Here is a 23,980-nt window from a genome sequence, read left to right as displayed (position 1 = left end):
GGGATAAATTAGCGAAATTGAAAAACATTTGTTCGTGAAAGAGCAAAATGAGCCGAAAATTTGATTATCTTGGCGATGTCGAAGTCTTCATTACCGTTGTTGAACATGGCTCATTTACTGCCGCAGCGGTCGTGCTCTCAACCACCCCCTCGGTCCTGAGTCGTGCGGTTTCCCGTCTTGAAGCGCGTCTGGGGCGCCAGTTATTACAGCGCACCACCCGCCGCGTGGGGCTTACGGAAGCCGGACGTATTTATCTGGAGCAGGCGCGATCGGCTTTTTCCCTGCTTGATGATGCCGAGCGCGATGGACGTGGTCAGGGAGGCGATCTGACCGGCCGCGTGAAGATCAGTGTTCCGACCACCTATGGGCACTATCGTCTGCCGCCCCTGCTGGCTCGCTTTTCTCAACAGCACCCGCGCGTTCAGGTGGAACTGAATATCACCAATCGCAATGTCGATTTGATCGCGGAGGGATTCGATCTCGCGATTCGTCTGGGTCAGATGCCTGACAGTGGCTTAGTGGCGCGCAAGCTGGAAGAGGCGGCGCTGCTGCTGGTTGCGTCACCCGCTTACCTTCATCGAATGGGCGTCCCGCAGACGCTGGACGAGCTGCAACAGCACAGCTGCCTGCCTTTTATCATGCCGCGCACGGGTCGTATCGCGCCCTGGGTGTTCCGGGATGATGGACGCGACGTTGACTGGCTGCCCCGTTCAACTTTCGAAATATCGGATGACGTGCTGGGCGTGGTATCACTGGCGGAGCAGGGGATGGGGATCTGCCAGAGCTATGAATTTATCGTCCGTGACAGGATAGAACGCGGCCAGCTCGTCGAGGTGCTGCCCCATTTACGCGGTCGCTCGCGGCCTTTCTCGGTGATCTTCGCGCCGCACCGACGTCAGTCGGCAGCCACCCGCGCGATGATTAGCCTCCTGACCGCAGACGCTTAACAAGGACGTGTTCATATGAAAAAAGACAGTTATGCCTTTCTGATCCCACTCATCGTTGGCGGGTTGGCGTTGATATTTGGTTTTGTTGTCTGGTCAATCGAGATTTATCGCGTGACATTCCTTACGGTTCGGGGGGAACAGTATCTTGCGGTTGGCACATTGCTGCTGCCGCTGGTGGCGATGGTGATTTTAATTGCGAAGAGGGCGTTTAAAGACAAAGCCATTGTCGACGTTGTCAAACTTTACCTCGGTCTCATCATCTTCAGCCTGCCGGTTGCCATTTTCGTTATCTTTACCGCGGCCTGGCTACTGGGCGGAGAATACTCTGCCTGGAGCCAACCTTACCGGTATGAATCCGGCAGCCGAAAAAGCTGCTCGGGGGCGGGAGTCTATGAGCCGGAACTCAAAAGAGAGATCCGCATCTGTTATCCGCAGGGAAATTATTTTATCGATGGCACCCTGTACGTAGAAAAGCGGAGTAATTCACTGGGTATGGTGGTGCTTTGGGCGGTCGCGCTGCCCTGAACCTGGAGTGTGAATATCACCGTTAGCCCGCCTCCAGCCTGCCAAAACTGACGATCCTCGCTCGCCCCAGCTCTTTTGCCCGGTATAACGCGACGTCCGCTGCGCGCAGCAAATTATCGCTCTGGGCGTGCTGTGGATAGCTGGCGATCCCAGTCGAAACATCCACCGGGCCAATTTCCGAAAGCCCGTAGCGCAGCGAAAGCGCATGCACGCCGTTGTAGATCTCCGTTGCTGCGGCGAGCGCTGCCTCCTCATCTGCACCGGTAAGCAGTACCAGAAACTCTTCGCCCCCATAGCGGAAGGCCAGCCCGGTATCGTGTACCGCTCGTTGAATAATGGTTGCCACGCTTTTGATCACCAGATCTCCGGCCTCATGACCAAAGCGGTCATTAATACTCTTGAAGTGATCGATATCGATCATCAGGCAGCTTACCGGCTCATCGTTACGCATGGCCTGCTTCATTTGAGTGCGGAACGTATCTTCCAGATGGTGGCGATTACGCAGCCCCGTTAAGGGATCGAACAGGGCTTTTTCCAGAAGAGCATCCCGTAGTCGCTGGTTAGCCAGTGCCAGACCCAGCGCCTCGGCCATCAGTTCCAGATAGGCGCGGGAAGGCGCCGTTTCAGGCGTGATGTTCTGGAATGAGAGCAATCCAATCGCTTCGCCCTGAGCAATTAAGGGAACGCACAATGATTGTTGCGCCTGTGATTCCGGCAGATGATAACAGCCGATATCCGGCTCGCCGTTGACGGGCGGATGGCTTTGGCCACGCCGGACGGCCCAGCATTCGTCAGGATGGAACGGCTTTTTCTCCCCTTCGGGCGACAGCCATTCGGCTGCACAGCGCATCTGCCAGGGATCGCGCTCCAGAATATAGAGATGCCCGGAAACGCCCGGCGCGATATTAGGGGCAAATAACTCTGCCACATTCATCACGTCGCTGACGTTCTCGCAGCCCTGCAAGCGCTGGGTCATTCGCGCAAGCAGCTCGCGGATGGCCCAGTCCGCGTCGCGTTCTTTTTCAAGCCGCTGCCTGGCCAGCCCGTTCTCGCGGAAAATGCGAATGGCCTGCGCCATATCGCCTATCTCATCGACCTGGCTGAAACTGGGCGTTTCGACAGCGTAATCCTGTGAGGCCAGCCGGTGAACCACATCACTGAGACGCACCACCGGGCGCAGCACGCGATGCTTGAGAATAAAGCCCATCACAAATAAGAAGAGCAGGGCGGTCAGGCCGACCATCACCTCTGAGAGGGTGCGCAGCGTTTTTGACGTTTTGGTCGCCGCCTGGACATCGGCAATAATGCGCTTATCCAGCAACAGACGAAAATGGTCAATTTTGCTCTGGGCGCGTTCCGTTTCAAGTTCGTAACTTTTGCCAAAGAGTAACGCAATGGCCTGCTGTTCCTCGCCCCGGGCAACGCTGCCAATAGCTGCCTGCTGTTCATCCTGTAGTCCATCGACAATCTTCAGTCCTTCATACAGCAGCGCCAGCTCTTCGCCCGTTGCACCCGTATCTTTTAACTGTCCCACCTTGTGTTCAATATTCTTCAGTTCACCTTCTTTCGCCTGGTACGTTTTCAGCACATCGGGCTCTTTTTTGATGGCGTAAAGGCGCGCTAAATCGGAGAGCATCCAGGTTTCTGCTTCAATCTCTTCCGTAAGCTGGTCAAAAATTTGTCGTTGTTTAACAGCCTGACGTTCGACGTTGTCGGCATGGGAAGCCATCAGCATGACGATGCCGGAGGCAATGGTCAGGCACACTGTGACACCATAAGCCCAGTTTGTGATCGTGGCGATTCGCACCAGTTGGATCCTTCTACGACAAATGTGGAAGAGCGTTCTTTTCAGATTATAGAAAACCCCTGATTTATCGCGAAAAAAAAGGCGGCACAGGGCCGCCTGACAGAACGCGTTTCGTTAGAGATCCGGAGGATTTTTTCCCTCTTCGATAAACTCTGCGTCCAGCTCCTCGGCGTTGCCAGCGTGGTCGCGGCCGGAGAAGAGGTTCCAGCAGGCGATAAACAGGGCGGCAATCAGCGGCCCAATCACAAAGCCGTTAATGCCGTACAGCTCCATACCGCCAAGCGTGGTGATCAATATCAGGTAGTCCGGCATTTTAGTGTCTTTGCCCACCAGCAGCGGACGTAAGAGGTTGTCCACCAGCCCGACGATAATGACAAAGAAGCCCACAATGAACAGACCCTGCCACAGCTGGTGGGTGGCAAACAGGAAGATGGCGGCGGGAACCCAGACGATAGCCGAGCCGACGGCAGGCACCAGGGAGAGGAACGCCATCAGCGCTCCCCACAGTACGCTACCGTCAATACCGACGATGGCAAAGGCAATACCGCCAAGCGTACCCTGAACCACCGCCACGACCGCCGTGCCTTTTACGGTGGCACGTGACACGCCGACAAATTTAGCAAACAGGTGCTGTTTGACGAAGTCAGACAGCGGCAGCGAGTCGAGGATCTGGCGCACCAGATAAGGCCCGTCTTTGAGCAGGAAAAACAGCAGATACAACATAATGCCGAAGCTAATAGCAAAGCCGAACGTCCCTTTACCGATCAGGAACGCGCTTCCTGCCAGATACTGCCCGCCCTGTAACGCGACATCAGAGAGTTTTTTCTGGATCTGCGCGGCATTGGTCAGGTTGTGATCCGCCAGGAAGCCGCTGGCCCAGTCCGGCAGACGGTTGAAGATACCTGCGATCACTTCCGGGAACTGCGTATTGTTCTGTTGCAGCTTGGTGTAAACCATGTTCAGTTCCACCGCGAGCGAAGAAAGGATCACCATCAACGGAATAAACACGATCAGGCAGATAATGCCGAGGGTAAGGAGTGAAGCCAGCCCGTTGCGATCGCCCAGTGCGGTACGCAGTTTGTTTTTCACCGGGTTGAAAATGATGGTCAGGATCGCAGCCCAAAGAATCGCCGAGAAATAGGGCGACAGCACGTCAAAGAAAGCCCAGGTAACAAGGGCAAGGATGAGAATAAAGAAACCTTTGGTCAGTCCGTTAAATCGCATAGTGAGTCCTGGTGAAGAAGAAACTGTGTCGACTATAGAACTGATTTAAGGATTTACCAATAATTGCGCCGAAGTCGCGCCGGGTGGCTTTTTGTTGACAATCGCGGTATAACACCCTTCTTTGGATGTTTAGATGTCCATACGTTTAGAAGGTAATATGCAAACAGAACAACAAAACGGGCAGCTTAAGCGCACCATGAAAACCCGCCACCTGATTATGCTCTCGCTGGGTGGCGTTATCGGCACAGGGTTATTTTTCAATACCGGATACATCATTTCGACAACTGGCGCGGCGGGCACGCTGCTGGCGTATCTTATCGGTGCGCTGGTGGTCTGGCTGGTTATGCAATGTCTGGGCGAACTTTCCGTGGCGATGCCCGAGACCGGCGCGTTCCACGTCTACGCCGCTCGCTATCTCGGCCCGGCGACAGGGTATACCGTGGCGTGGCTCTACTGGCTTACGTGGACAGTGGCGCTGGGTTCGAGCTTTACCGCCGCCGGTTTCTGTATGCAGTACTGGTTTCCGCAGGTTCCCGTCTGGACGTGGTGCGTTGTCTTTTGCGTGGTGATTTTTGGCCTTAACGTGATTTCCACGCGCTTCTTCGCCGAAGGGGAATTCTGGTTCTCGCTGGTGAAAGTCATCACCATCATCGCCTTCATTATTCTTGGCGGCGCGGCGATCTTCGGTTTTATCCCGATGCAGGACGGTTCACCCGCGCCGGGCTTGAGCAATATCACCGCTGAAGGCTGGTTCCCGCACGGCGGTCTGCCGATCCTGATGACCATGGTGGCGGTCAACTTTGCTTTCTCGGGTACGGAGCTTATCGGCATCGCGGCAGGGGAAACGGAAAACCCGCACAAGGTTATTCCTGTCGCTATCCGCACTACCATCGCGCGGCTGATCATCTTCTTTATTGGCACCGTGTTTGTGCTGGCGGCGCTGATCCCGATGCAGCAGGCTGGCGTGGAGAAAAGCCCGTTCGTCCTGGTGTTTGAAAAGGTCGGCATTCCATATGCGGCTGATATCTTCAACTTCGTGATCCTGACGGCGATCCTCTCGGCGGCGAACTCGGGCCTGTACGCCTCTGGCCGTATGCTCTGGTCCCTGTCGAACGAGAAAACGCTGCCGCGCTGCTTTGCCCGCGTCAACAAAAACGGCGTGCCGCTGACGGCGCTCTCCGTTTCCATGCTGGGCGGCGTGCTGGCGCTGTTCTCCAGCGTGGTCGCGCCGGATACGGTGTTTGTGGCCCTGTCCGCCATTTCCGGTTTTGCGGTGGTGGCGGTGTGGATCAGCATCTGCGCGTCGCACTTCATGTTTCGTCGCCGTCACGTGCAAGCCGGGCAGCCGCTTTCGGCGTTGCAGTATCGCGCGCCATGGTATCCGCTGGTGCCCGTGCTCGGCTTCATCCTTTGCCTGGTGGCCTGCGTTGGCCTGTGGTTTGATCCCAGCCAGCGTATCGCCCTTTATTGCGGGCTTCCGTTTGTCGCCCTGTGCTATGGTGCGTACTACCTCACCCGAAATCTGACCACGCAGGAGCCTGAACATGTCGCAGAATAATCCGCTTACCGCCCTCCTTGAAAACCAGCCGTTCATTGTGCTGGATGGGGCGATGGCAACGGAGCTGGAAGCGCGCGGTTGTAACCTTGCCGACAGCCTCTGGTCGGCCAAAGTGCTGATGGAAAACCCTGAGCTGATCCGTGACGTGCACCTCGACTACTACCGCGCGGGGGCACAGGTGGCGATCACCGCCAGCTATCAGGCCACGCCTGCGGGTTTTGCCGCACGCGGGCTGGACGAGGCGCAATCCCGGGCGTTGATTGGTAAAAGCGTAGAGCTGGCACGCAAAGCACGCGAAGCATACCTGGCGGAGAACGCACAGGCGGGCACGCTGCTGGTGGCGGGGTCGGTAGGGCCTTACGGCGCGTATCTTGCCGATGGATCTGAATATCGCGGTGACTACGTGCGTCGCGCTGAAGAATTCACAGAATTCCATCGCCCGCGTGTAGAGGCGCTGTTGGATGCAGGCGCGGATCTGCTGGCCTGTGAAACGCTGCCGTCGTTCCCGGAAATAAAGGCGCTGGCCGCGTTGCTCACGGCGTATCCCCGCGCCCGGGCATGGTTCTCATTTACCCTGCGTGACAGCGAGCACCTGAGCGACGGAACGCCGCTGCGGGATGTCGTTTCTGTGCTGGAAAACTATCCGCAGGTTGTCGCGCTGGGGATCAACTGTATCGCGCTGGAAAACACCACCGCGGCGCTGACCCATCTGCACAGCCTGACGTCGCTGCCGCTGGTGGTCTACCCGAACTCGGGCGAGCATTATGATGCAGTGAGCAAAACCTGGCATCACCACGGTGAAGCCTGCGAGACGCTGGCAGGGTATTTACCGCAGTGGCTGGAAGCGGGAGCGAAGTTAATCGGCGGATGCTGTCGCACCACGCCGAAAGATATTGCTGAGCTTAACGCGCAGCGCTGAGGTCTTTGCCGGGTGGCGCTGCGCTTACCCGGACTACAAACTGCACGAACCGTAGGCCGGGTAAGCGCAGCGCCACCCGGCGAAACAACCGCACAAAACCAACTATCCTTTCCCGCTTTTTTTCTAAAAACGAATCGTCATTAGCGATTCTTTTTTATTCCTTTATCAAACTTCCCGCGCCGGAAATACTGCCTCCATAACAACAAGGGGAGCAGGCACTATGGCAATTTCATCGCGAATTACACTTCTCGGCGCACTGGCGCTGTGGGCATTTCAGGCGCAGGCGGTGGACGTCACCGTGGCGTATCAGACTTCTGCGGAACCGGCGAAAGTCGCGCAGGCGGATAACACCTTCGCCAAAGAGAGCGGGGCGAAAGTCGACTGGCGCAAGTTCGACAGCGGCGCGGCGATTGTGCGGGCGCTTGCCTCGGGCGACGTGCAGATTGGCAACCTTGGCTCCAGCCCGCTGGCCGTAGCCGCCAGCCAGCAGGTGCCGATCGAAGTCTTCCTGCTCGCCTCGCAGCTCGGAAATTCCGAAGCGCTGGTGGTGAAGAAAACCATCACCAGACCCGAAGATTTGATCGGCAAACGCATCGCGGTGCCGTTTATCTCTACTACGCATTACAGCCTGCTGGCCGCGCTGAAACACTGGGGCATTAAGCCGGGCCAGGTGCAAATCATTAACCTGCAACCTCCGGCGATTATTGCCGCCTGGCAGCGTGGCGACATCGACGGGGCATACGTCTGGGCGCCCGCCGTTAACGAGCTGGAAAAGGAGGGCACCGTGCTGACCGACTCCGAAAAAGTGGGGCAGTGGGGCGCGCCAACCCTTGATGTCTGGGTCGTACGTAAGGACTTTGCTGAAAAACACCCTGAAGTAGTGAAAGCCTTCGCCAGAAGCGCCATTGACGCCCAGCAACCCTACATCAGCAACCCGGATGAATGGCTGAAACAGCCCGCCAACCTGGAGAAACTCTCACGTCTGAGCGGCGTGCCGGAAGCGGACGTGCCGGGGCTGGTGAAAGGCAACACCTATCTGACGCCTGCGCAGCAGGTCCAGCAGCTGAACGGGCCGGTGAGCAAAGCGATTGTCGACACTGCAACGTTCCTCAAAGAGCAGGGCAAAGTACCTGCGGTGGCGGCGGATTACAGCCAGTTCGTGACCGATCGCTTTGTGAAATAAGGGGGCAGCGATGCTGAACATTACAAACCTGTCTGCCGATTACGGCGGCAAACCGGCCCTGGAAGCGATCAACCTGACGCTGGACAGCGGTGAACTGCTGGTGGTGCTGGGACCGTCCGGCTGCGGGAAAACCACGCTGCTGAACCTGATCGCCGGGTTTGTACCGTATCAGCACGGCACGATCCACCTGGAAGGGAAACGAGTAACGGGGCCGGGCGCAGAGCGAGGCGTGGTCTTTCAGAACGAAGGGCTGCTTCCGTGGCGAAACGTGCAGGAAAACGTTGCGTTTGGTCTGCAACTGGCTGGCGTAGCGCGTGAACAGCGTCTGAATACGGCGCGCGACATGCTGAAAAAGGTCGGGCTGGAGGGGGCTGAAAAACGCTTCATCTGGCAGCTTTCGGGCGGGCAGCGTCAGCGCGTCGGGATCGCCCGTGCGCTGGCGGCAAACCCACAGCTGTTGCTGCTGGACGAGCCGTTCGGGGCGCTGGATGCCTTCACCCGCGAGCAGATGCAAACCCTGCTGCTGCGCCTGTGGCACGAAACCGGCAAGCAGGTGCTGCTGATTACTCACGACATCGAAGAGGCTGTGTTTATGGCGACCGAACTGGTGCTGTTATCACCCGGGCCGGGACGCGTGCTGGAACGTTTACCGCTTGAGTTTGCCCGGCGCTACGTGGCGGGGGAGCCGGTGCGCAGCATCAAGTCCGACCCGCTGTTTATTGAACAGCGTGAGTACGTCTTAAGCCGGGTGTTTGAGCAACGGGAGGCCTTCTCATGAGCATTGTTTTCAGTGAAAAAACGCGGCGGACGCGTCTCGCCTTACGCTGGCCGTTCTCGCGCCAGCTCACGTTGAGCGTCGGCACGCTGGTGGTGTTGCTGGCGGTATGGTGGGCTGTTGCCGCGCAGCAGTGGGTCAGCCCGCTGTTTCTGCCCCCGCCAGGCCAGGTCCTGGAAAAACTGATTACCATCGCCGGGCCGCAGGGCTTTATGGATGCCACGCTCTGGCAGCATTTAGGCGCCAGTCTGACACGTATTCTGGTGGCGCTGCTGGCGGCGGTCATTATTGGCGTTCCGGTGGGGATCGCGATGGGACTGAGTCCGACGGTGCGCGGCATACTCGACCCGCTGATCGAACTTTACCGCCCGGTACCGCCTCTGGCTTACCTGCCGCTGATGGTGATCTGGTTTGGCATCGGCGAGACGTCAAAAATCTTACTGATATATCTGGCGATTTTCGCACCGGTCGCGATGTCGGCCCTGGCTGGGGTAAAGAGTGCGCAACAGGTACGCATTCGCGCGGCGCAGTCGCTGGGAGCAAGCCGCACGCAGGTGTTGCTGTTCGTCATTTTACCCGGCGCGCTGCCTGAGATTTTAACCGGGCTGCGCATTGGCCTTGGGGTGGGCTGGTCCACGCTGGTGGCGGCAGAGCTGATTGCCGCCACGCGCGGCCTGGGCTTCATGGTGCAGTCGGCGGGAGAGTTCCTGGCGACTGACGTGGTACTGGCAGGGATCGCGGTGATCGCCGCGATCGCCTTTGGATTAGAACTGGGACTGCGCGCGCTACAGCGTCGCCTGACGCCCTGGCATGGAGAAATACAATGAGTGAACGTCTGACCATTACCCCGCTGGGGCCGTACATTGGCGCACAGGTGTCAGGCCTGGACGTAACCCGTCCGCTGAGCGATAACCAGTTTGAGCAGCTGTACCATGCGGTGCTGCGCCATCAGGTGGTGTTCCTGCGCGAGCAGGCCATTACCCCACAGCAGCAGCGCGCGCTGGCCCTGCGTTTTGGCGACCTGCATATCCACCCGGTTTACCCGCATGCGGAAGGGGTGGAGGAAATCATTGTTCTGGACACCCATAACGATAACCCGCCCGATAATGACAACTGGCATACGGACGTGACCTTTATCGAGACGCCGCCCGCGGGCGCGATTCTGGCGGCAAAATTGCTGCCGGAAACCGGGGGCGATACGCTGTGGGCCAGCGGCATTGCGGCCTTTGAGGCGCTGTCCGCACCGTTCCGGGCGCTGCTGAGTGGCCTGCGAGCGGAGCATGACTTCAAAAAATCGTTCCAGGAATACAAGTACCGCAAAAGCGAAGAGGAACACCAGCGCTGGCTGGATGCGGTCGCAAAACATCCCCCGCTGCTGCATCCTGTAGTGCGTACCCATCCGGTCACGGGGAAACAGGCGCTGTTTGTGAACGAAGGGTTCACCACGCGCATTGTGGACGTCGCGGAAAAAGAGAGTGAGGCGCTGCTCGGCTTCCTGTTTGCGCATATCACTAAACCGGAATTTCAGGTGCGCTGGCGCTGGCAGGAGAACGATCTGGCGATCTGGGATAACCGCGTGACGCAGCACTATGCGAATGCGGATTACCTGCCGCAGCGAAGGATTATGCAGCGGGCGACGATTTTGGGGGATAAGCCGTATTATCGTGCGCTTTGAGCCCCTCACCCTAACCCTCTCCCCAAAGGGGCGAGGGGACTGTCCGGTGCGGTTTTCACCCTCTCCCTTTTAGGGAGAGGGCTGGGGTGAGGGTGTTAAATGTGCTTCTATATACCGCTGATAGCGGTTCGCCTTCAGGTAACACAAATCCACCAGCACCAGCCCGTCAACGCAGTTGTTGAACGCCGGGTCGCTGCCAAAATCAATAAACTGCACGCCGCCTGGCTCGCATAGCTCGGAATACTGTTTATAGAGCGGCGGAATGCCGCAACCCAGGTTGCCGAGCAGCGTTTTCAGCTTTGTCAGATCGTCCACGTAATCCACCCCGCCAAATTGCGCCAGTACGTCCGGAAGTGAGGCCGGGTAGGGTTGACGCGAAGCGGCTAACGGATGGCTGGCCGGGAACCACAGGCGGTAAAAGGCGACCAGCAGATCCCGTGCCGCAGGCGGCAGGCCACCGGAAATAGACACCGGGCCAAACAGGTAGCGGTAGTGCGGATAGCGCGCCAGATAGGCGCCAATGCCTGACCACAGATAGTCCAGACCGCGACGTCCCCAGTAGCGCGGCTGTATAAAGCTTCGTCCCAGCTCAATGCCGTGCTCCAGTATGTCCTGCATCCTTTCGTCGTAGTGGAACAGGCTGTAGCTGTATAACCCCTCGACGCCGCGCTTTTCCACCTGCATGGCCGTTGGCATAAAACGGTACGCGCCGACAATCTCCAGGTCATCGTCATCCCACAGAATGAGATGCAGATAGTCATCATCGTAGCTGTCGGTATCCCGGCGCTTCCCGCTGCCTTCCTCCACGGCACGAAAGGCAATCTCGCGCAGCCGCCCCAGCTCGCGCAGCAAAGGCGCCTCTTCCTGCCCGTTGCGTTGCCAAAGATAGATGGTCTTACCATCGCTGGTTTTGCCCAGACACTCGGCCTGCGCCAGTTCGCGCTTCAGCGTGGCCCTGTCTTCCGGGCGGGCAATGGCGCACTGGGTTTTAAAGACGCCAGGCAATCCCTTGCCAAGACGTATCACGTGCTGACGGCACTGCTCGGCCATCTCACGCGATGAAAGGGTAGCGCTAAAGCGGTCATTCCAGGCAATCTGCTGGCCGATTTTGATCGGCAGCTGGCTGTGACGGCGGCGAAACATCTGTTGCATCAGCAGCAGCATGGAAATCGTAGGTGAGACCAGCGTGCTGGCATAAAACAACACGCTGTTGTGCGCCTGAATATGTACCGGGAGTAGCGGCACACGCAGTTTGCTGGCTAGCTTGAAAAAGCCCGGATGCCATTTTTTATCGCGGATGCCTTTGCGCGTTGGGCGGGAGACTTCGCCCGCCGGAAAGAAGATCAGCACACCGGCGTTTTGCAGATGCTGTTCCATCTGCATCAGAGACGCTTTTGCGGTTCTGCCGCCCATATTATCCACGGGGATAAACAATGAACTCAGAGGCTCAAGGTGGGACAGCATCCTGTTGGTGACAACCCGGACGTCGCGGCGTACGCGGGAAACGGCGTACAGCAGCGCCAGCCCATCCAGGGTGCCCGTCGGGTGGTTAGCTATCACTATGAGTGGGCCGTGTTCGGGGATTTGTTCGAGATCGCGGGCGGAAACGGAGCAGAGAATATCAAGGTGTTCCAGAACTTGCTCCACCATATCCAGCCCTTTCAGGTGACGGTGGCTGGCGGCAAACTGCTGAAATTCGTCTTCGTGGAGCAGTCTTTTTAACAGACTTTTTTGCCAGGGTGCGGGCCTCGCCTGAGGCCAAAGGTCATCAAGAACGCTGTCGAGACTAAACATTGATCACTCCTCCTGCCGTCTTGCCCAGACAGTAGAAGGAGCAGATGTCGGTTGTATTGCAGTTTGGTGAAGATTAACGGAGGATTTTTTTCTCAGCGAGATCCAGCGCGAAATAGCTGAAGATCAGATCCGCGCCCGCGCGCTTGATCGCACCGAGGCTTTCCAGGATCACTTTCTCTTCGTCGATGGCACCCGCCTGCGCGGCGAATTTGATCATCGCGTACTCGCCGCTCACCTGGTATGCGCCCAGCGGCAGTTCGGAGCGTTCGCGAATGTCGCGCAGGATATCCAGATACGCGCCCGCCGGTTTCACCATCAGGCAGTCTGCGCCCTGCGCTTCATCGAGCAGAGATTCACGAATCGCTTCGCGGCGGTTCAGCGGGTTCATCTGATAGGTTTTACGATCCCCTTTCAGCGCCGTGCCCGCAGCTTCACGGAATGGGCCGTAGAAAGAGGAGGCAAATTTGGTGGAGTAGGACATGATGGCGGTATCGGTGAAGCCCGCAGCGTCCAGCGCCTGGCGGATCGCCTGTACCTGCCCATCCATTGCCGCAGAAGGCGCAATGAAATCCGCACCCGCAGCGGCGGCAACTACCGCCTGCTTGCCAAGGTTCAGCAGGGTCGCATCGTTGTCCACGCCGTGATCGCACAGCACACCGCAGTGGCCATGAGAGGTGTATTCGCAGAAGCAGGTATCGGACATGACAATCATCTCCGGCACAGTCTCTTTACAGATGCGCGACATACGGGCGACAAGGCCGTCTTCTTTCCAGGCATCGCTGCCGGTCGCGTCAGTGTGGTGGGAGATGCCGAACGTCATCACCGAGCGGATCCCCGCATTCGCAATGCGTTCAATCTCGCGGGCCAGATGCTTTTCAGGAATGCGCATCACGCCGGGCATCGCGTCGATGGCTTTGTAGTCATCGATCTCTTCTTCAACAAAAATCGGCAACACCAGATCGTTTAAGGTCAGTGTTGTCTCTTCAAACATGGCGCGCAGTGCGGGTGACTTGCGCAGGCGACGGGGACGTGCAATTAAATCGGTCATGGTATGCCTGATGTTTGTGGAACAAAGAGGGACAGTGTACCTGAAAGTGGGGGGGAGGTGCTTTACTAAAGTGGGCTTTTTGATTTTGCAACATGCGCCACGGCTCGCAGCAATACATTTATTAACCGGGGAATTAATTTGGCTTTTTAGACGCGTAGAGATATTGGCGTTATTTCTGTATTGAAGTGAAAGTATCATTATAAATGATCTATTATTTTTTATTATATTTTCACAGCCAATGGAATAATCGTTCAAGGTGCTGATTTTAAGATTTTTATTTATAATGTCTGATATAAAATCGGGTAGGAGATCTTATTTGTCTGAATGCGGACTTAATGGAATCATTCATTGAACCTTTTTGAAGTGAAACTGCATAATTCCTTCCGCAATTAAACATTGCCAAATGATTTGATGGACAAACTTGCTTACGTCCCTGAGGAGGGATGACCCAATGCAAACATGGAAAAAGAAACTGGTTGTATCTCAACTTGCATTAGCCTGCACCCTGGCTATCGCTTCTCAGGCCAATGCGAAAGATATATCAGGAACGACATATAATACTTTTGGATATGACAATACGGCGTCCACGCCGTGGTTTAATGGCTACGCTGACTGGGATTATTCAGACGCCAGACATGACGGTGATATTTATCCGGTCGTGAATAAATCAACCGTGAACGGGGTTATTTCGACATACTATCTGGATGATGGTGTCAATGGCCGTGCGAACACGCTGAGTATTTCTAACAGCACCATTAACGGCATGATCACGTCAGAGTGTATGACCACGACGTGTGCAGATGGTACGGATACCGACGGCACCCGTCATACCCAGTATGATCGTTTTGGCCTGACTGTTGATAACTCCACCATCAACGATACCTACGAGCATTACGCGTATGATGTCGTCAATGGCGAAACCTCAGAAACGCATTATCTGGACACCTATGGTCTGGGTAACGCCATCACCCTGGACGTAGAATCTGATATCGTTATTCAGAACAATTCCCACGTCGCGGGTATCACACTGACGCAGGGTTATCATGAACTGGATAACACGCCATACGACGGTGTTGAAGGCGTGGCAAACAACAGCAATATCTTTACCGATACGCTGGTGGTAAAAGACTCCGTGCTGACCTCTGGCGCGTATAGCGATCTGGGTACCAGCGGCTTCTATGGTCAAACGGCGAAGCCGAGTGACTACGGTGAAACCAACGCCACGGCTGCGGATGATGCGGCGCTGATCGTTGCGGCCAGCGCGTCTGATAACGCCATGCAGACCACCGCCACCTTCGATCACTCTACCATTACCGGCGATATCCTTTTCGCCAGCACCTTTGATAACAACTTCTACGAGAATGGCGATCCGGCAACGGATACCACCAATGACGGTGTCTATAACCCAACGACCAACGGCTGGGATGATACCGACAAGCTGGATGTCACGCTGACCAACGGCAGCAAATGGGTGGGTGCCGCGCAGTCCAGCGTTGAAGCCATCGGCACGGCGCAAATGTATGGTGAAGGCTACAGCGAAGTAGACTGGCACACGCTTTCTCCAAACAGCATCTGGCCTGATTCTACCTTCGACAGCAACGGTCACGTAGCGGGCGAAGAGGTGTATCAGAGCGGCCTGTTCAACGTGGCGCTGAATAACGGTTCCGAGTGGGATACCCGTAAGATCTCCAACATCGACGCGCTGACGGTGAACAACCAGTCTCAGGTCAATGTTGAAAACTCCGGCCTGCTGGCGGATTCCATCACCCTGACCAATGCGTCTGAGCTGAATATTGGCGACAGCGGTGGGGTAGCAACCGACAGCCTGTATCTGGACAGCGGCAGCCGTGCGGCACTGACTGAAGAGACCGCAGAGCTGTATGCCAACACCATTACCGTGGACAACGGTGCGGAGCTGGCGCTGGGTCTGGGTCAGGTTGATACGCACAACATGGTGCTGACCGACGGCGGTGTGCTCAACGTCGCCAGCCGCGATTATGTGCTGAACAGCGACCTGGACAACGCTCGCTATATCACCAACGATCGCTATAAAACGGGCTACGACTATGGTGTTGTTGCGCTGAACTCTGACGGTCACCTGGCGGTGAACGGTGATGTTGCCGGTAACTATAAAGTGCGCATCGATGATGCAACTGGCGCAGGCTCTGTTGCTGACTACAAAAACAAAGAGATCGTTCGCGTCTATGACAATAATGCGGGTACTGCTGCCAGCTTTACTGCGGCAAATAAAGCCGATTTAGGGGCTTACACCTATCAGGCGCAGCAGAAGGGCGACACCGTTGTTCTCCAGCAGGAAGAGCTGACTGACTACGCCAACATGGCGCTGAGCATCCCTTCAGCTAATACCAACATCTGGAATCTGCAACAGGATACCGTGGGTACGCGTCTGACCAACAGCCGTCACGGCCTGGCGGATAACGGCGGAGCGTGGGTGAGCTATTTTGGCGGCAACTTTGACGCAGATAATGGCACCGTTAGCTACGATCAGGACGTAAGCGGCATTATGGTTGGTCTGGATACTCAGATCGGCGGTAATAACGCGAAGTGGATTGTCGGTGGTGCGGCTGGTTTCGCGAAGGGTGATATCAGCGATCGTACGGGTCAGGTCGATCAGGATAGCCAGACTGCGATGATCTACGCGTCGGCGAAGTTCATGAACGACATCTTCCTCGACAGCTCCCTGAGCTACACCCGCTTCAACAATGACCTCTCTGCCACCATGAGCAACGGTCAATATGTTGACGGTAATACGACGACTGACGCCGTTGGTTTCGGGATGAAGCTGGGCTATGACTGGAAACCCAACCTGTCTGGCTACGTCACGCCTTACGCGGCGATCTCTGGCCTGTTCCAGTCCGGTGATGACTATCAGTTAAGCAACGACATGCGTATCGATGGCCAGTCTTACGACAGTATGCGTTATGAACTGGGCGTAGATGCAGGTTATACCTTCAACTACGGCGGCGAGCAGGCGTTAACGCCTTACTTCAAACTGGCTTACGTGTATGACGATGCCGACAACAATGCTGACATCAACAATGACAGCATTGATAACGGCGTGGAAGGCTCTGCGGTTCGCGTGGGACTGGGCACGCAGTTCAGCTTCACGAAAAACTTCAGTGCTTACACTGATGCGACCTATCTGGGCGGCGGCGACGTTGACCAGAACTGGGGTGCAAACCTGGGTGTGAAATACACCTGGTAAAATAGAAAGCGCGGGAGATTTTACCCCCGCTTTTTTATATGGTTTAAAAATAATAAAGAACCGACAGATACAGATGACTTGAGGTATGCATGAACGTTAATGCGAAACCACTTTCTGAATTAAGCCGGCTCATAACGTGTCTGGAAGTCGCCGGTACCCTTTTTAAGAACGATCCACAGCAATTAATAACAACCGGTAATAATAATGATGATGAGCCATCCACCTTTGTAATACAATCCGGACTTGTCGCCGTCCACCGTAAATCTGATGAACTTCTTGTGGGGATCGCACGGGCACCTTTTATTTATGGTTTAAGCGCATGGATAAATGACAGCTATCTGGAATATTCCCTGATGGCACAAACGCCCTGTTCCGGATTTTATTTACCCGCCTCTCGCGCGTGTCAACTTATTCAGCAACAGCATCTCTGGCAGGATGCTTTCTGCTGGCTGTCCTGGATTAACCATATTCTCGGGAAGCGTGATACGCAGCTGGTCGGAAATAATTCCTATAGCCAGATCCGGGCGATGCTGATCAATATGGCCGAGTGGGATGACACGCTGCGTTCAAAAATTGGCGTTATGAATCATATTCAGCGTAGCACGCGTATTTCACGCTCGGTTGTTGCAGAAGTTTTGGCGGCGCTGCGGCAGGGGAACTATATCAATATGAGCCGGGGCAAACTGGTCAGTATCAACCGTTTGCCCACGGACTATTGAGGCTAGTTCGAGGCCGTAAGAACCTGCGCTTTATTGGCGCTCAGTTCGGCGACCAGGTTATTCACGCCATCGCTCATATTCACGAAGCGTGTGTTCGGGGAGCGGGTGACCACCACAAACGCTCCCACGTTTGATTGCGGAATCATCGCCATGTAGGTGATGAATCCGCCACCCCCGCCGGTTTTTTGAATAATCCCCGGTCGGCCATCTTTTGGTGCCATATACACCCAGCCCATGCCGAGGGCATCGGCTTTGCCGGGAACATCCATGCCAATGACGCGGCGGAGCTGAGCGCGCTGGTAGATGAGCGTCTGCATACGATCGGCCTGATTGCTGCGCGCGTAAAAATCCGAAGAGAGGAACTGCTGCATCCAGCGCATCATGTCGCCAGGCGTGGAGTAAACGCCACCGCTGCCAATGGCTGCCAGCGTGTTGTTACACGGGCTGGCCCCTTTTTCCGCCACCATCAGGCGCTTGCACTGATCCGGGGAGGGGGTGTAGGTGGTATCTTTCATTCCGAGCGGACGCGTGATCTGCTCTTCAAACAGTTGAGGGTAGGGTTTACCTGAGGCCGTCGCTAAAGCGTCGGCCAGCAGATCAAACGCCAGGTTAGAATAACCCGCCTGCGAGCCAGGGGCTGATTTCAGGGTGGCGGTGCTCAGGTAGTTCCAGCGCTGCTCGCGGGTTGGCCAGACAAAGACGGGGCGATGCGCAGCGCCACCAGGCTGTTCTCGCGGCAGGGCGCTGGTATGGGTCGCCAGGTTCACCAGTCTGATCGGCGTTCCCTGATATGTCGGCACGCGAGCGCCGGGCGGCGCGTATTTGCTGAGCGGATCGTCGAGTTTCACCACGCCCTGATCGAGCAGTTTCACCAGCATTTCGCTGGTCATCAGCTTGGTTATCGACGCCACGCGGATCACGGAATCCAGCTGCGGGCGAACGTTATTTCCCGGTCGTGTTTCACCGAAGCTGCGAAACACTCGCTGGTTACCGTCGATCACCACCAGCGCCATTCCCGTCGCACCGCTGCCGTAATAAATGAGGTTTGCGTAGCGATCGGCAATGTCAGAGGCCAGAACCGGGGCCGTCAGAGGCTGTGCTGCCTGAGCGGTGGACAGGCTCACCGCACACAGCGCGGCGAAAGAGAGCAGACAACGTTTCAACGAAAAGCATCCATCAAGTGAATAAGGAAAGTTACGGGTATTTATACTACTAATCGGTGTCGGGCAATGGCCCGATTTGCATAACGATAGCGAGAAAAACGTAACCGTGGGTAAATTTGAACAATTTACTTGCGGCGTGGCTCCCATTTTGTGACATCGACCGTATGATAGACGCTACGATCGCTGTTGCGAATGAAACGCACCGAAACAATTCCTGAAGCCGGAAAGCGAACTAATAATTCACCCGCAGGTCTGACTTTTTTGCCTGAACCGGTAGGCTGGCACGGGCAAGGTTTCGTGTGGCGATATGTTGAACACAGCAACAGCCATAACAACAAGAAGGAAGCACAATGTTTAAGTCTTTTTTCCCAAAGCCGGGGCCATTTTTCCTGTCGGCATTTATTTGGGCACTGCTGGCTGTCATTTTCTGGCAGGCCGGTGGCGGCGCGTGGCTGACCCGTCTTACGGGCGCGACGGGCGACATTCCCATTAGCGCAGCGCGCTTCTGGTCCATGAGCTATCTGCTTTTCTACGCTTACTACGTGCTCTGCGTAGGGCTTTTCGCCATGTTCTGGTTCGTCTATTCTCCTCACCGCTGGCAATACTGGTCGATTCTCGGCACGTCATTAATCATCTTTGTCACCTGGTTCCTGGTGGAAGTGGGCGTAGCAGTTAACGCCTGGTATGCGCCGTTTTACGATCTGATCCAGACGGCGCTGAGTTCGCCGCACAAAGTGACCATAAATCAGTTCTACCATGAGGTGGGGATCTTCCTCGGCATCGCCCTGATCGCCGTGGTGATCGGCGTGATGAATAACTTTTTCGTCAGCCACTACGTGTTCCGCTGGCGTACCGCGATGAATGAACACTATATGGCGCACTGGCAGCACCTGCGTCATATCGAAGGTGCCGCACAGCGTGTGCAGGAAGACACCATGCGTTTTGCCTCTACGCTGGAAGATATGGGCGTGAGCTTTATCAATGCCATCATGACGCTAATCGCCTTCCTGCCGGTGCTGGTGACGCTCTCGTCGCACGTTCCGGAGCTGCCGATTGTCGGCCATCTGCCATACGGCCTGGTGATCGCCGCGATTGTCTGGTCACTGATGGGGACGGGGCTGCTGGCGGTCGTGGGGATCAAGCTGCCGGGGCTGGAGTTTAAAAACCAGCGTGTGGAAGCAGCCTACCGTAAAGAGCTGGTGTATGGCGAAGATGATGCCAACCGTGCGTCACCGCCTACCGTGCGCGAGCTGTTTGGCGCTGTACGTCGTAACTACTTCCGCCTCTATTTCCATTACATGTATTTCAATATTGCGCGCATTCTTTATCTTCAGGTTGATAATGTTTTCGGGTTGTTCCTGCTGTTCCCGTCCATCGTTGCGGGTACGATTACGCTCGGTCTGATGACCCAGATCACCAACGTCTTTGGTCAGGTTCGCGGTTCGTTCCAGTACCTGATTAGCTCCTGGACTACGCTGGTGGAGCTGATGTCCATCTACAAACGTTTACGCAGTTTCGAGCGTGAGCTGGACGATAAGGACTTGCAGGAAGTCACCCATACATTAGGTTAAAAAAGGAATTGCTATGCCATTTGCCGTACCACGTGCATTACCGCTGACGTTACTTGCCGCCTTCGTGCTGGCGGGCTGTGCCGAAAAAGGGGCCGCCCCGCTCAAAGAAGGGGAGAAGCCCGTTGATGTGGCGAGCGTGGTGCGGCAAAAAATGCCCGCCAGCGTGAAGGATCGCAGTGCGTGGGCTGATGCGCTGGCCACAACCTTCAAAAGTCAGAAGATCGCGCCCACTGAGGAGAATATCTGCTCGGTGCTGGCGGTGGCGCAGCAGGAATCGATGTATCAGTCCGATCCTGTCGTGCCTGGCCTGAACAAAATCGCCTGGAAGGAGATCGACCGCCGGGCCGAGTCGATGCATATCCCGGTTTTCCTGGTGCATACCGCCCTTAAAATCACCTCGCCAAACGGTAAAAGCTACAGCGAACGGCTGGATACGGTGAAAACCGAGAAACAGCTCAGCGCCATTTTCGATGATTTCATCAATATGGTGCCGATGGGGCAGAAGCTGTTTGGCTCGCTGAATCCGGTGCATACCGGCGGTCCGATGCAGGTCAGTATCGCCTTCGCGGAAAAACATACCGATGGTTATCCGTGGGATATCGACGGTACGGTGCGTCAGGAGGTCTTCTCCCTGCGCGGTGGACTGTGGTTTGGGACGTATCACTTGCTGAATTATCCGGCCAGTTACGATAAACCGCTGTATCGTTTTGCGGACTTTAACGCGGGCTGGTACGCCAGCCGAAATGCGGCCTTCCAGAATGCTGTAAGCCGCGCCAGCGGTGTCAAGCTCGCCCTCGACGGCGATCTCATTGCCTACGGCAGCAGTGAGGCCGGAACCACCGAACGTGCGGTACGAAAGCTTTCGACGACGCTGGAGATGAGCAACAGCGACATTCGCCGACAGCTGGAGAAGGGCGACAGCCTGGCGTTTGAGAAAACGGATCTGTATAAGCAGGTCTTTGCGCTGGCCGAGAAGAAAAGTGGAAAGGCATTACCAAGAGCGATTCTGCCAGGCATTCAGCTTGAAAGCCCGAAGATCACGCGTAACCTGACGACCGCCTGGTTCGCGAAACGCGTGGACGATCGTCGGGCTCGCTGTATGGGACTGTAATCAGTGGCGACTGCGCCAGCGCAGGACGAGCGCAATCACGCCTAAAACCATGCTGCCCGCGAGGAAGGGAATGAGTCCGAATACGGTGCTCACGCCTAAGCCGATTTCAACGCGCGGGCGGCCTGTATCCTGAACCTGCATCAGATGCTCATACACGCCAGGGGCATGCACCAGCATGTTCAGCAGTTGGGTACCTGCCCAGAAACAAAACAGAACAAACAGGGCATAGGCAATATTCCCCGCTGTGGAGGTTTTTGGTTGTTTTCCGCCAAAAATCGGTTTCGACAACGTAAAGTCTGCCATAAGACCTCCCGAAAATAACACTCTGTTTTAATACGCGTCGTACAGGGTGAGTGTGACAGGTCATAGCATTTGTCAATATCAGAATCGTGGGAAATTCGGCTCAGGATTCCTCCTGGATTGTCGATTTCTGCATCACGTCACAAATTGATAACATAAGTGAAACTGCGCTGCATTTCAGAATTTACGTATCCGCCACAGACGCTTTCATCAAACTGTGAGAGGATAGTTTTTTTTCTGCCGGAGTTGTCATGAAGCTCACTTCCAAACTACGCCGTGACTGGCATTACTACGCCTTTGCGATCGGGCTGATCTTTATTCTCAACGGTGTTGTCGGGCTGCTGGGATTTGAAGCGAAAGGCTGGCAAACCTATGCGGTTGGGCTGGTGACCTGGGTAATCAGTTTCTGGCTGGCGGGATTCATTATCCGCCGTCGTCCCGATGAGACGACGGCGGCAGAGAAAGCCGACTAACCGTTAGTTAACGGAACTTTTCAGGGCGCTGTCAGCGGCGTGACGCTCCAGCGCCAGTTCAATCAGGCGGGTGATCAGTTCCTGATAGCTTATCCCGCTGGCCTGCCACAGTTTCGGGTACATACTGATATTGGTAAAGCCCGGCAAGGTGTTGATTTCGTTAATCACCACTTCGTTATCCGGCGTCAGAAACACGTCGACGCGCGCCATCCCACTGCATCCCAGCGCCTGCCAGGCTTCAATGGCGATCGCCCGGATCCTGTCGTTAACGTCAGGATCGAGCGCGGCGGGCACCACAACCTGAGCACCTTTGTCGTCAATATATTTGGTGTCGTAGGAATAGAAGTCACTGTTCAGCACCACTTCACCGCAGGTACTTGCCTGGGGGAAATCGTTGCCGAGTACGGCGCATTCAATTTCACGGCCGTTAATTCCCTGCTCAACCACCACCTTATGGTCAAACTCGAAGGCCAGACGAACGGCATCGTTAAACTGCGCTTCGCTGGTGACTTTGCTCACGCCGACGGACGAGCCCTGATTCGCCGGTTTCACGAACAGCGGCAGGCCGAGTTGCGCCTGGATCTGCGCGAAGCTGTGTTTATCGCGGTTGGCGCGGGTGAGCGTCACGAACGGCGCAATATTCAGACCGGCGTCGCGCAGCAAACGTTTAGTGACGTCTTTATCCATGCAGGCGGCAGAGCCCAGCACATCGGAGCCGACAAACGGCAGGTTCGCCATCCGCAACATACCTTGCAGAGAGCCGTCTTCTCCCAGCGTGCCGTGAACGATGGGGAACACCACGTCAATCTGTGCCAGCGCCTGCGCGTTTCCGGCATCGATAAGCTGTCCCTGTGCCACGCCCGGTACCGTTGCGACGCTGATATCAGAAGGATTAAGGGCGATGTGCGCCGGATCGTCAGCATGTAACAGATACTGGCTGGCATCGTTCACATGCCACTGGCCCTGTTTATCAATGCCCAGCAGCACCACGTCAAAACGGCTTTTATCAATCGCATCAACGATATTTTTAGCCGACTGCAATGACACCTCGTGCTCTGCCGATTTTCCCCCAAAGACAATACCTACGCGCTGCTTTGCCATCTCACTCTCTTCCAGTCTGACGAAAAGCCAATAACATACCACGATGCCCGGCGGGTTTCGCGGCCTTCTGCCATAATGTTTTGAGGGATGTTGAAGGGGGGCGCGTGAAAGGAAAAAGTCTGCTTATTCTTATCATTATTGCCGGGATCGCCACGGTGGGCTACCGCTGGTTGCCGCCGCATTACAACCCTTTCGTGCCGCTTACGCTTGACGATCCGCCCGGAAAAATAACCCAGTTTAAACTTCGACGTTTAACACCGCAGGCATGCGAAAGCCTGTTAGCGCAGGCGAATCAACGTCGGCTTATCCGTACCCAGGCTGTCGCTGACAGCGCCGGTGAGTGTCCGCTGAGTAACGTGGTGCGCGTGCGCGATTTTGGCCCGGTGAGCCTGAACAGCAGCTTTCTGGCCAGTTGCCCCCTGGCGTTAAGCTCGGCGTTGTTTGTCAGCCAGCAGGCCCGGCCGCTCACCAAAACCTGGACCGGAAGCGAGCTGACGCGTATTGAACATCTGGGTAGCTTCGCCTGCCGTAATATCTACAGCCGCCCGGATGCGCGGCGCAGTGAACATGCCACGGCCGATGCGCTCGATATCAGCGCTTTCAGGCTGGCAAATGGACAGCGCGTTACCGTCCTGAACGGCTGGAAAGCGGAAAAGACGCAGCCCTGGCTACAGGCCCTGCTCTCGGCAAGCTGTGGCTATTACGGTAACGGTCTGGGGCCGGACTATAATGCCGCCCATGCCAACCATTTCCATCTGGGGATGCGCGGCTATGGATTATGTCGATGAAGCATAATCTTCCGCCGAAAATTGGATAAATTGTGACTTATTTCACAAATATGATGACTGGGAAGATAAAACA

Annotated in this window: 21 protein-coding genes; 14 read left to right on the top strand and 7 right to left on the bottom strand. The window is 55.9% G+C overall.

The features are described from left to right. Positions 1 to 47: 47 nt before the first annotated feature. Positions 48 to 947 (top strand): LysR family transcriptional regulator, encoded by a 900-nt coding sequence (locus BH712_RS09495; RefSeq protein WP_006809955.1) that lies wholly within the window; start codon positions 48 to 50, stop codon positions 945 to 947. A 15-nt stretch (positions 948 to 962) separates the two neighbouring features. Beyond that, positions 963 to 1,472, top strand: coding sequence for a hypothetical protein (locus tag BH712_RS09490; RefSeq protein WP_006809954.1), 510 nt, complete (start codon positions 963 to 965; stop codon positions 1,470 to 1,472). A 22-nt stretch (positions 1,473 to 1,494) separates the two neighbouring features. Here BH712_RS09490 and BH712_RS09485 read toward each other — a convergent pair whose 3' ends face one another. Beyond that, a complete protein-coding gene (locus tag BH712_RS09485; RefSeq protein ID WP_006809953.1) occupies positions 1,495 to 3,279 on the bottom strand; it encodes a diguanylate cyclase in 1,785 nt (594 codons plus the stop codon). Positions 3,280 to 3,393: 114 nt separating this feature from the next. Next, positions 3,394 to 4,503, bottom strand: a complete 1,110-nt coding sequence (locus BH712_RS09480; RefSeq protein WP_006809952.1) for an AI-2E family transporter — start codon at positions 4,501 to 4,503, stop codon at positions 3,394 to 3,396. Positions 4,504 to 4,660: 157 nt separating this feature from the next. On the opposite strand from BH712_RS09480, the gene mmuP reads away from it, so the two are divergent. The 6 genes from mmuP (at position 4,661) to tauD (ending at position 10,613) form a co-directional block, all read left to right on the top strand. Then, a complete protein-coding gene (gene mmuP / locus BH712_RS09475; RefSeq protein WP_006809951.1) occupies positions 4,661 to 6,061 on the top strand; it encodes an S-methylmethionine permease in 1,401 nt (466 codons plus the stop codon). Continuing rightward, entirely contained in the window at positions 6,048 to 6,980 is a 933-nt protein-coding gene (gene mmuM, locus BH712_RS09470) for a homocysteine S-methyltransferase (RefSeq protein ID WP_039273203.1), read from the top strand. The genes mmuP and mmuM overlap by 14 nt, the downstream gene beginning before the upstream one ends. A gap of 220 nt (positions 6,981 to 7,200) precedes the next feature. After that, positions 7,201 to 8,163, top strand: coding sequence for a taurine ABC transporter substrate-binding protein (tauA, locus tag BH712_RS09465; RefSeq protein ID WP_006809949.1), 963 nt, complete (start codon positions 7,201 to 7,203; stop codon positions 8,161 to 8,163). A gap of 10 nt (positions 8,164 to 8,173) precedes the next feature. Next, positions 8,174 to 8,941, top strand: coding sequence for a taurine ABC transporter ATP-binding subunit (gene tauB / locus BH712_RS09460; protein WP_006809948.1), 768 nt, complete (start codon positions 8,174 to 8,176; stop codon positions 8,939 to 8,941). Continuing rightward, entirely contained in the window at positions 8,938 to 9,765 is an 828-nt protein-coding gene (gene tauC, locus BH712_RS09455) for a taurine ABC transporter permease TauC (protein ID WP_006809947.1), read from the top strand. The genes tauB and tauC overlap by 4 nt, the downstream gene beginning before the upstream one ends. Further along, the gene (gene tauD, locus BH712_RS09450; protein WP_006809946.1) at positions 9,762 to 10,613 is read left to right on the top strand and encodes a taurine dioxygenase; all 852 of its coding nucleotides are present in this window, start codon (positions 9,762 to 9,764) and stop codon (positions 10,611 to 10,613) included. Before tauC ends, tauD begins: the two co-directional genes overlap by 4 nt. Positions 10,614 to 10,682: 69 nt before the next feature. On the opposite strand, the gene olsF is transcribed toward tauD, so the two are convergent. Further along, complete coding sequence (olsF, locus tag BH712_RS09445; RefSeq protein WP_039273205.1) at positions 10,683 to 12,407, bottom strand: bifunctional ornithine lipid synthase OlsF; 1,725 nt, start codon at positions 12,405 to 12,407, stop codon at positions 10,683 to 10,685. A gap of 73 nt (positions 12,408 to 12,480) precedes the next feature. Further along, positions 12,481 to 13,455, bottom strand: a complete 975-nt coding sequence (hemB, locus tag BH712_RS09440; protein WP_006809944.1) for a porphobilinogen synthase — start codon at positions 13,453 to 13,455, stop codon at positions 12,481 to 12,483. Positions 13,456 to 13,906: 451 nt separating this feature from the next. Here hemB and BH712_RS09435 point away from each other — a divergent pair, with 451 nt between their 5' ends. Together BH712_RS09435 and BH712_RS09430 are read left to right on the top strand one after the other, a co-directional pair. Then, on the top strand, positions 13,907 to 16,681 hold the full coding sequence (locus BH712_RS09435; protein ID WP_006809943.1) for an autotransporter outer membrane beta-barrel domain-containing protein: 2,775 nt from the start codon (positions 13,907 to 13,909) through the stop codon (positions 16,679 to 16,681). Positions 16,682 to 16,770: 89 nt separating this feature from the next. Then, positions 16,771 to 17,400, top strand: coding sequence for a helix-turn-helix domain-containing protein (locus BH712_RS09430; RefSeq protein ID WP_001102072.1), 630 nt, complete (start codon positions 16,771 to 16,773; stop codon positions 17,398 to 17,400). Between the two features lie 2 nt (positions 17,401 to 17,402). On the opposite strand, the gene ampH is transcribed toward BH712_RS09430, so the two are convergent. Continuing rightward, complete coding sequence (gene ampH / locus BH712_RS09425; protein ID WP_006809942.1) at positions 17,403 to 18,563, bottom strand: D-alanyl-D-alanine-carboxypeptidase/endopeptidase AmpH; 1,161 nt, start codon at positions 18,561 to 18,563, stop codon at positions 17,403 to 17,405. A gap of 350 nt (positions 18,564 to 18,913) precedes the next feature. Here ampH and sbmA point away from each other — a divergent pair, with 350 nt between their 5' ends. Then, positions 18,914 to 20,134 carry a peptide antibiotic transporter SbmA gene (sbmA, locus tag BH712_RS09420; protein WP_006809941.1) on the top strand — a complete coding sequence of 407 codons (1,221 nt, stop codon included), beginning with the start codon at positions 18,914 to 18,916 and terminating at the stop codon, positions 20,132 to 20,134. A 13-nt stretch (positions 20,135 to 20,147) separates the two neighbouring features. Next, positions 20,148 to 21,245: a DUF1615 domain-containing protein gene (locus BH712_RS09415; protein ID WP_006809940.1), complete on the top strand. Its 1,098-nt coding sequence runs from the start codon at positions 20,148 to 20,150 to the stop codon at positions 21,243 to 21,245. Here the strand turns inward: BH712_RS09415 and BH712_RS09410 are convergent, their stop codons facing one another. Continuing rightward, positions 21,246 to 21,548 (bottom strand): DUF2755 family protein, encoded by a 303-nt coding sequence (locus BH712_RS09410; RefSeq protein WP_000763135.1) that lies wholly within the window; start codon positions 21,546 to 21,548, stop codon positions 21,246 to 21,248. Between the two features lie 248 nt (positions 21,549 to 21,796). Between BH712_RS09410 and BH712_RS09405 the strand changes: the two genes are divergently transcribed. Next, positions 21,797 to 22,018, top strand: coding sequence for a DUF2754 domain-containing protein (locus BH712_RS09405; RefSeq protein WP_000779380.1), 222 nt, complete (start codon positions 21,797 to 21,799; stop codon positions 22,016 to 22,018). Between the two features lie 3 nt (positions 22,019 to 22,021). Here BH712_RS09405 and ddlA read toward each other — a convergent pair whose 3' ends face one another. Next, positions 22,022 to 23,119: a D-alanine--D-alanine ligase gene (gene ddlA / locus BH712_RS09400; RefSeq protein WP_006809938.1), complete on the bottom strand. Its 1,098-nt coding sequence runs from the start codon at positions 23,117 to 23,119 to the stop codon at positions 22,022 to 22,024. Between the two features lie 104 nt (positions 23,120 to 23,223). On the opposite strand from ddlA, the gene BH712_RS09395 reads away from it, so the two are divergent. Continuing rightward, the gene (locus BH712_RS09395; RefSeq protein WP_032673633.1) at positions 23,224 to 23,907 is read left to right on the top strand and encodes an extensin-like domain-containing protein; all 684 of its coding nucleotides are present in this window, start codon (positions 23,224 to 23,226) and stop codon (positions 23,905 to 23,907) included. The last annotated feature ends 73 nt before the right edge of the window (positions 23,908 to 23,980 follow it).

Source organism: Enterobacter hormaechei ATCC 49162 (assembly GCF_001875655.1).
In the GTDB taxonomy this organism is placed as follows: domain Bacteria; phylum Pseudomonadota; class Gammaproteobacteria; order Enterobacterales; family Enterobacteriaceae; genus Enterobacter; species Enterobacter hormaechei.
The sequence above is the reverse complement of the archived record's forward strand: the minus strand, read 5'-3'. Positions and strand labels throughout refer to the sequence as shown.

Excerpts from the sequence above, each read along its gene's own strand:
- BH712_RS09405 (WP_000779380.1), top strand. The coding sequence starts at position 21,797 with ATGAAGCTCACTTCCAAACTACGCCGTGACTGGCATTACTACGCCTTT.
- olsF (WP_039273205.1), bottom strand. The coding sequence starts at position 12,407 with ATGTTTAGTCTCGACAGCGTTCTTGATGACCTTTGGCCTCAGGCGAGG.
- BH712_RS09410 (WP_000763135.1), bottom strand. The coding sequence starts at position 21,548 with ATGGCAGACTTTACGTTGTCGAAACCGATTTTTGGCGGAAAACAACCA.
- BH712_RS09490 (WP_006809954.1), top strand. The coding sequence starts at position 963 with ATGAAAAAAGACAGTTATGCCTTTCTGATCCCACTCATCGTTGGCGGG.
- hemB (WP_006809944.1), bottom strand. The coding sequence starts at position 13,455 with ATGACCGATTTAATTGCACGTCCCCGTCGCCTGCGCAAGTCACCCGCA.
- mmuP (WP_006809951.1), top strand. The coding sequence starts at position 4,661 with ATGCAAACAGAACAACAAAACGGGCAGCTTAAGCGCACCATGAAAACC.
- mmuM (WP_039273203.1), top strand. The coding sequence starts at position 6,048 with ATGTCGCAGAATAATCCGCTTACCGCCCTCCTTGAAAACCAGCCGTTC.
- BH712_RS09495 (WP_006809955.1), top strand. The coding sequence starts at position 48 with ATGAGCCGAAAATTTGATTATCTTGGCGATGTCGAAGTCTTCATTACC.
- tauC (WP_006809947.1), top strand. The coding sequence starts at position 8,938 with ATGAGCATTGTTTTCAGTGAAAAAACGCGGCGGACGCGTCTCGCCTTA.
- BH712_RS09430 (WP_001102072.1), top strand. The coding sequence starts at position 16,771 with ATGAACGTTAATGCGAAACCACTTTCTGAATTAAGCCGGCTCATAACG.
- BH712_RS09415 (WP_006809940.1), top strand. The coding sequence starts at position 20,148 with ATGCCATTTGCCGTACCACGTGCATTACCGCTGACGTTACTTGCCGCC.
- tauA (WP_006809949.1), top strand. The coding sequence starts at position 7,201 with ATGGCAATTTCATCGCGAATTACACTTCTCGGCGCACTGGCGCTGTGG.
- tauB (WP_006809948.1), top strand. The coding sequence starts at position 8,174 with ATGCTGAACATTACAAACCTGTCTGCCGATTACGGCGGCAAACCGGCC.
- sbmA (WP_006809941.1), top strand. The coding sequence starts at position 18,914 with ATGTTTAAGTCTTTTTTCCCAAAGCCGGGGCCATTTTTCCTGTCGGCA.
- BH712_RS09480 (WP_006809952.1), bottom strand. The coding sequence starts at position 4,503 with ATGCGATTTAACGGACTGACCAAAGGTTTCTTTATTCTCATCCTTGCC.
- tauD (WP_006809946.1), top strand. The coding sequence starts at position 9,762 with ATGAGTGAACGTCTGACCATTACCCCGCTGGGGCCGTACATTGGCGCA.
- BH712_RS09435 (WP_006809943.1), top strand. The coding sequence starts at position 13,907 with ATGCAAACATGGAAAAAGAAACTGGTTGTATCTCAACTTGCATTAGCC.
- ddlA (WP_006809938.1), bottom strand. The coding sequence starts at position 23,119 with ATGGCAAAGCAGCGCGTAGGTATTGTCTTTGGGGGAAAATCGGCAGAG.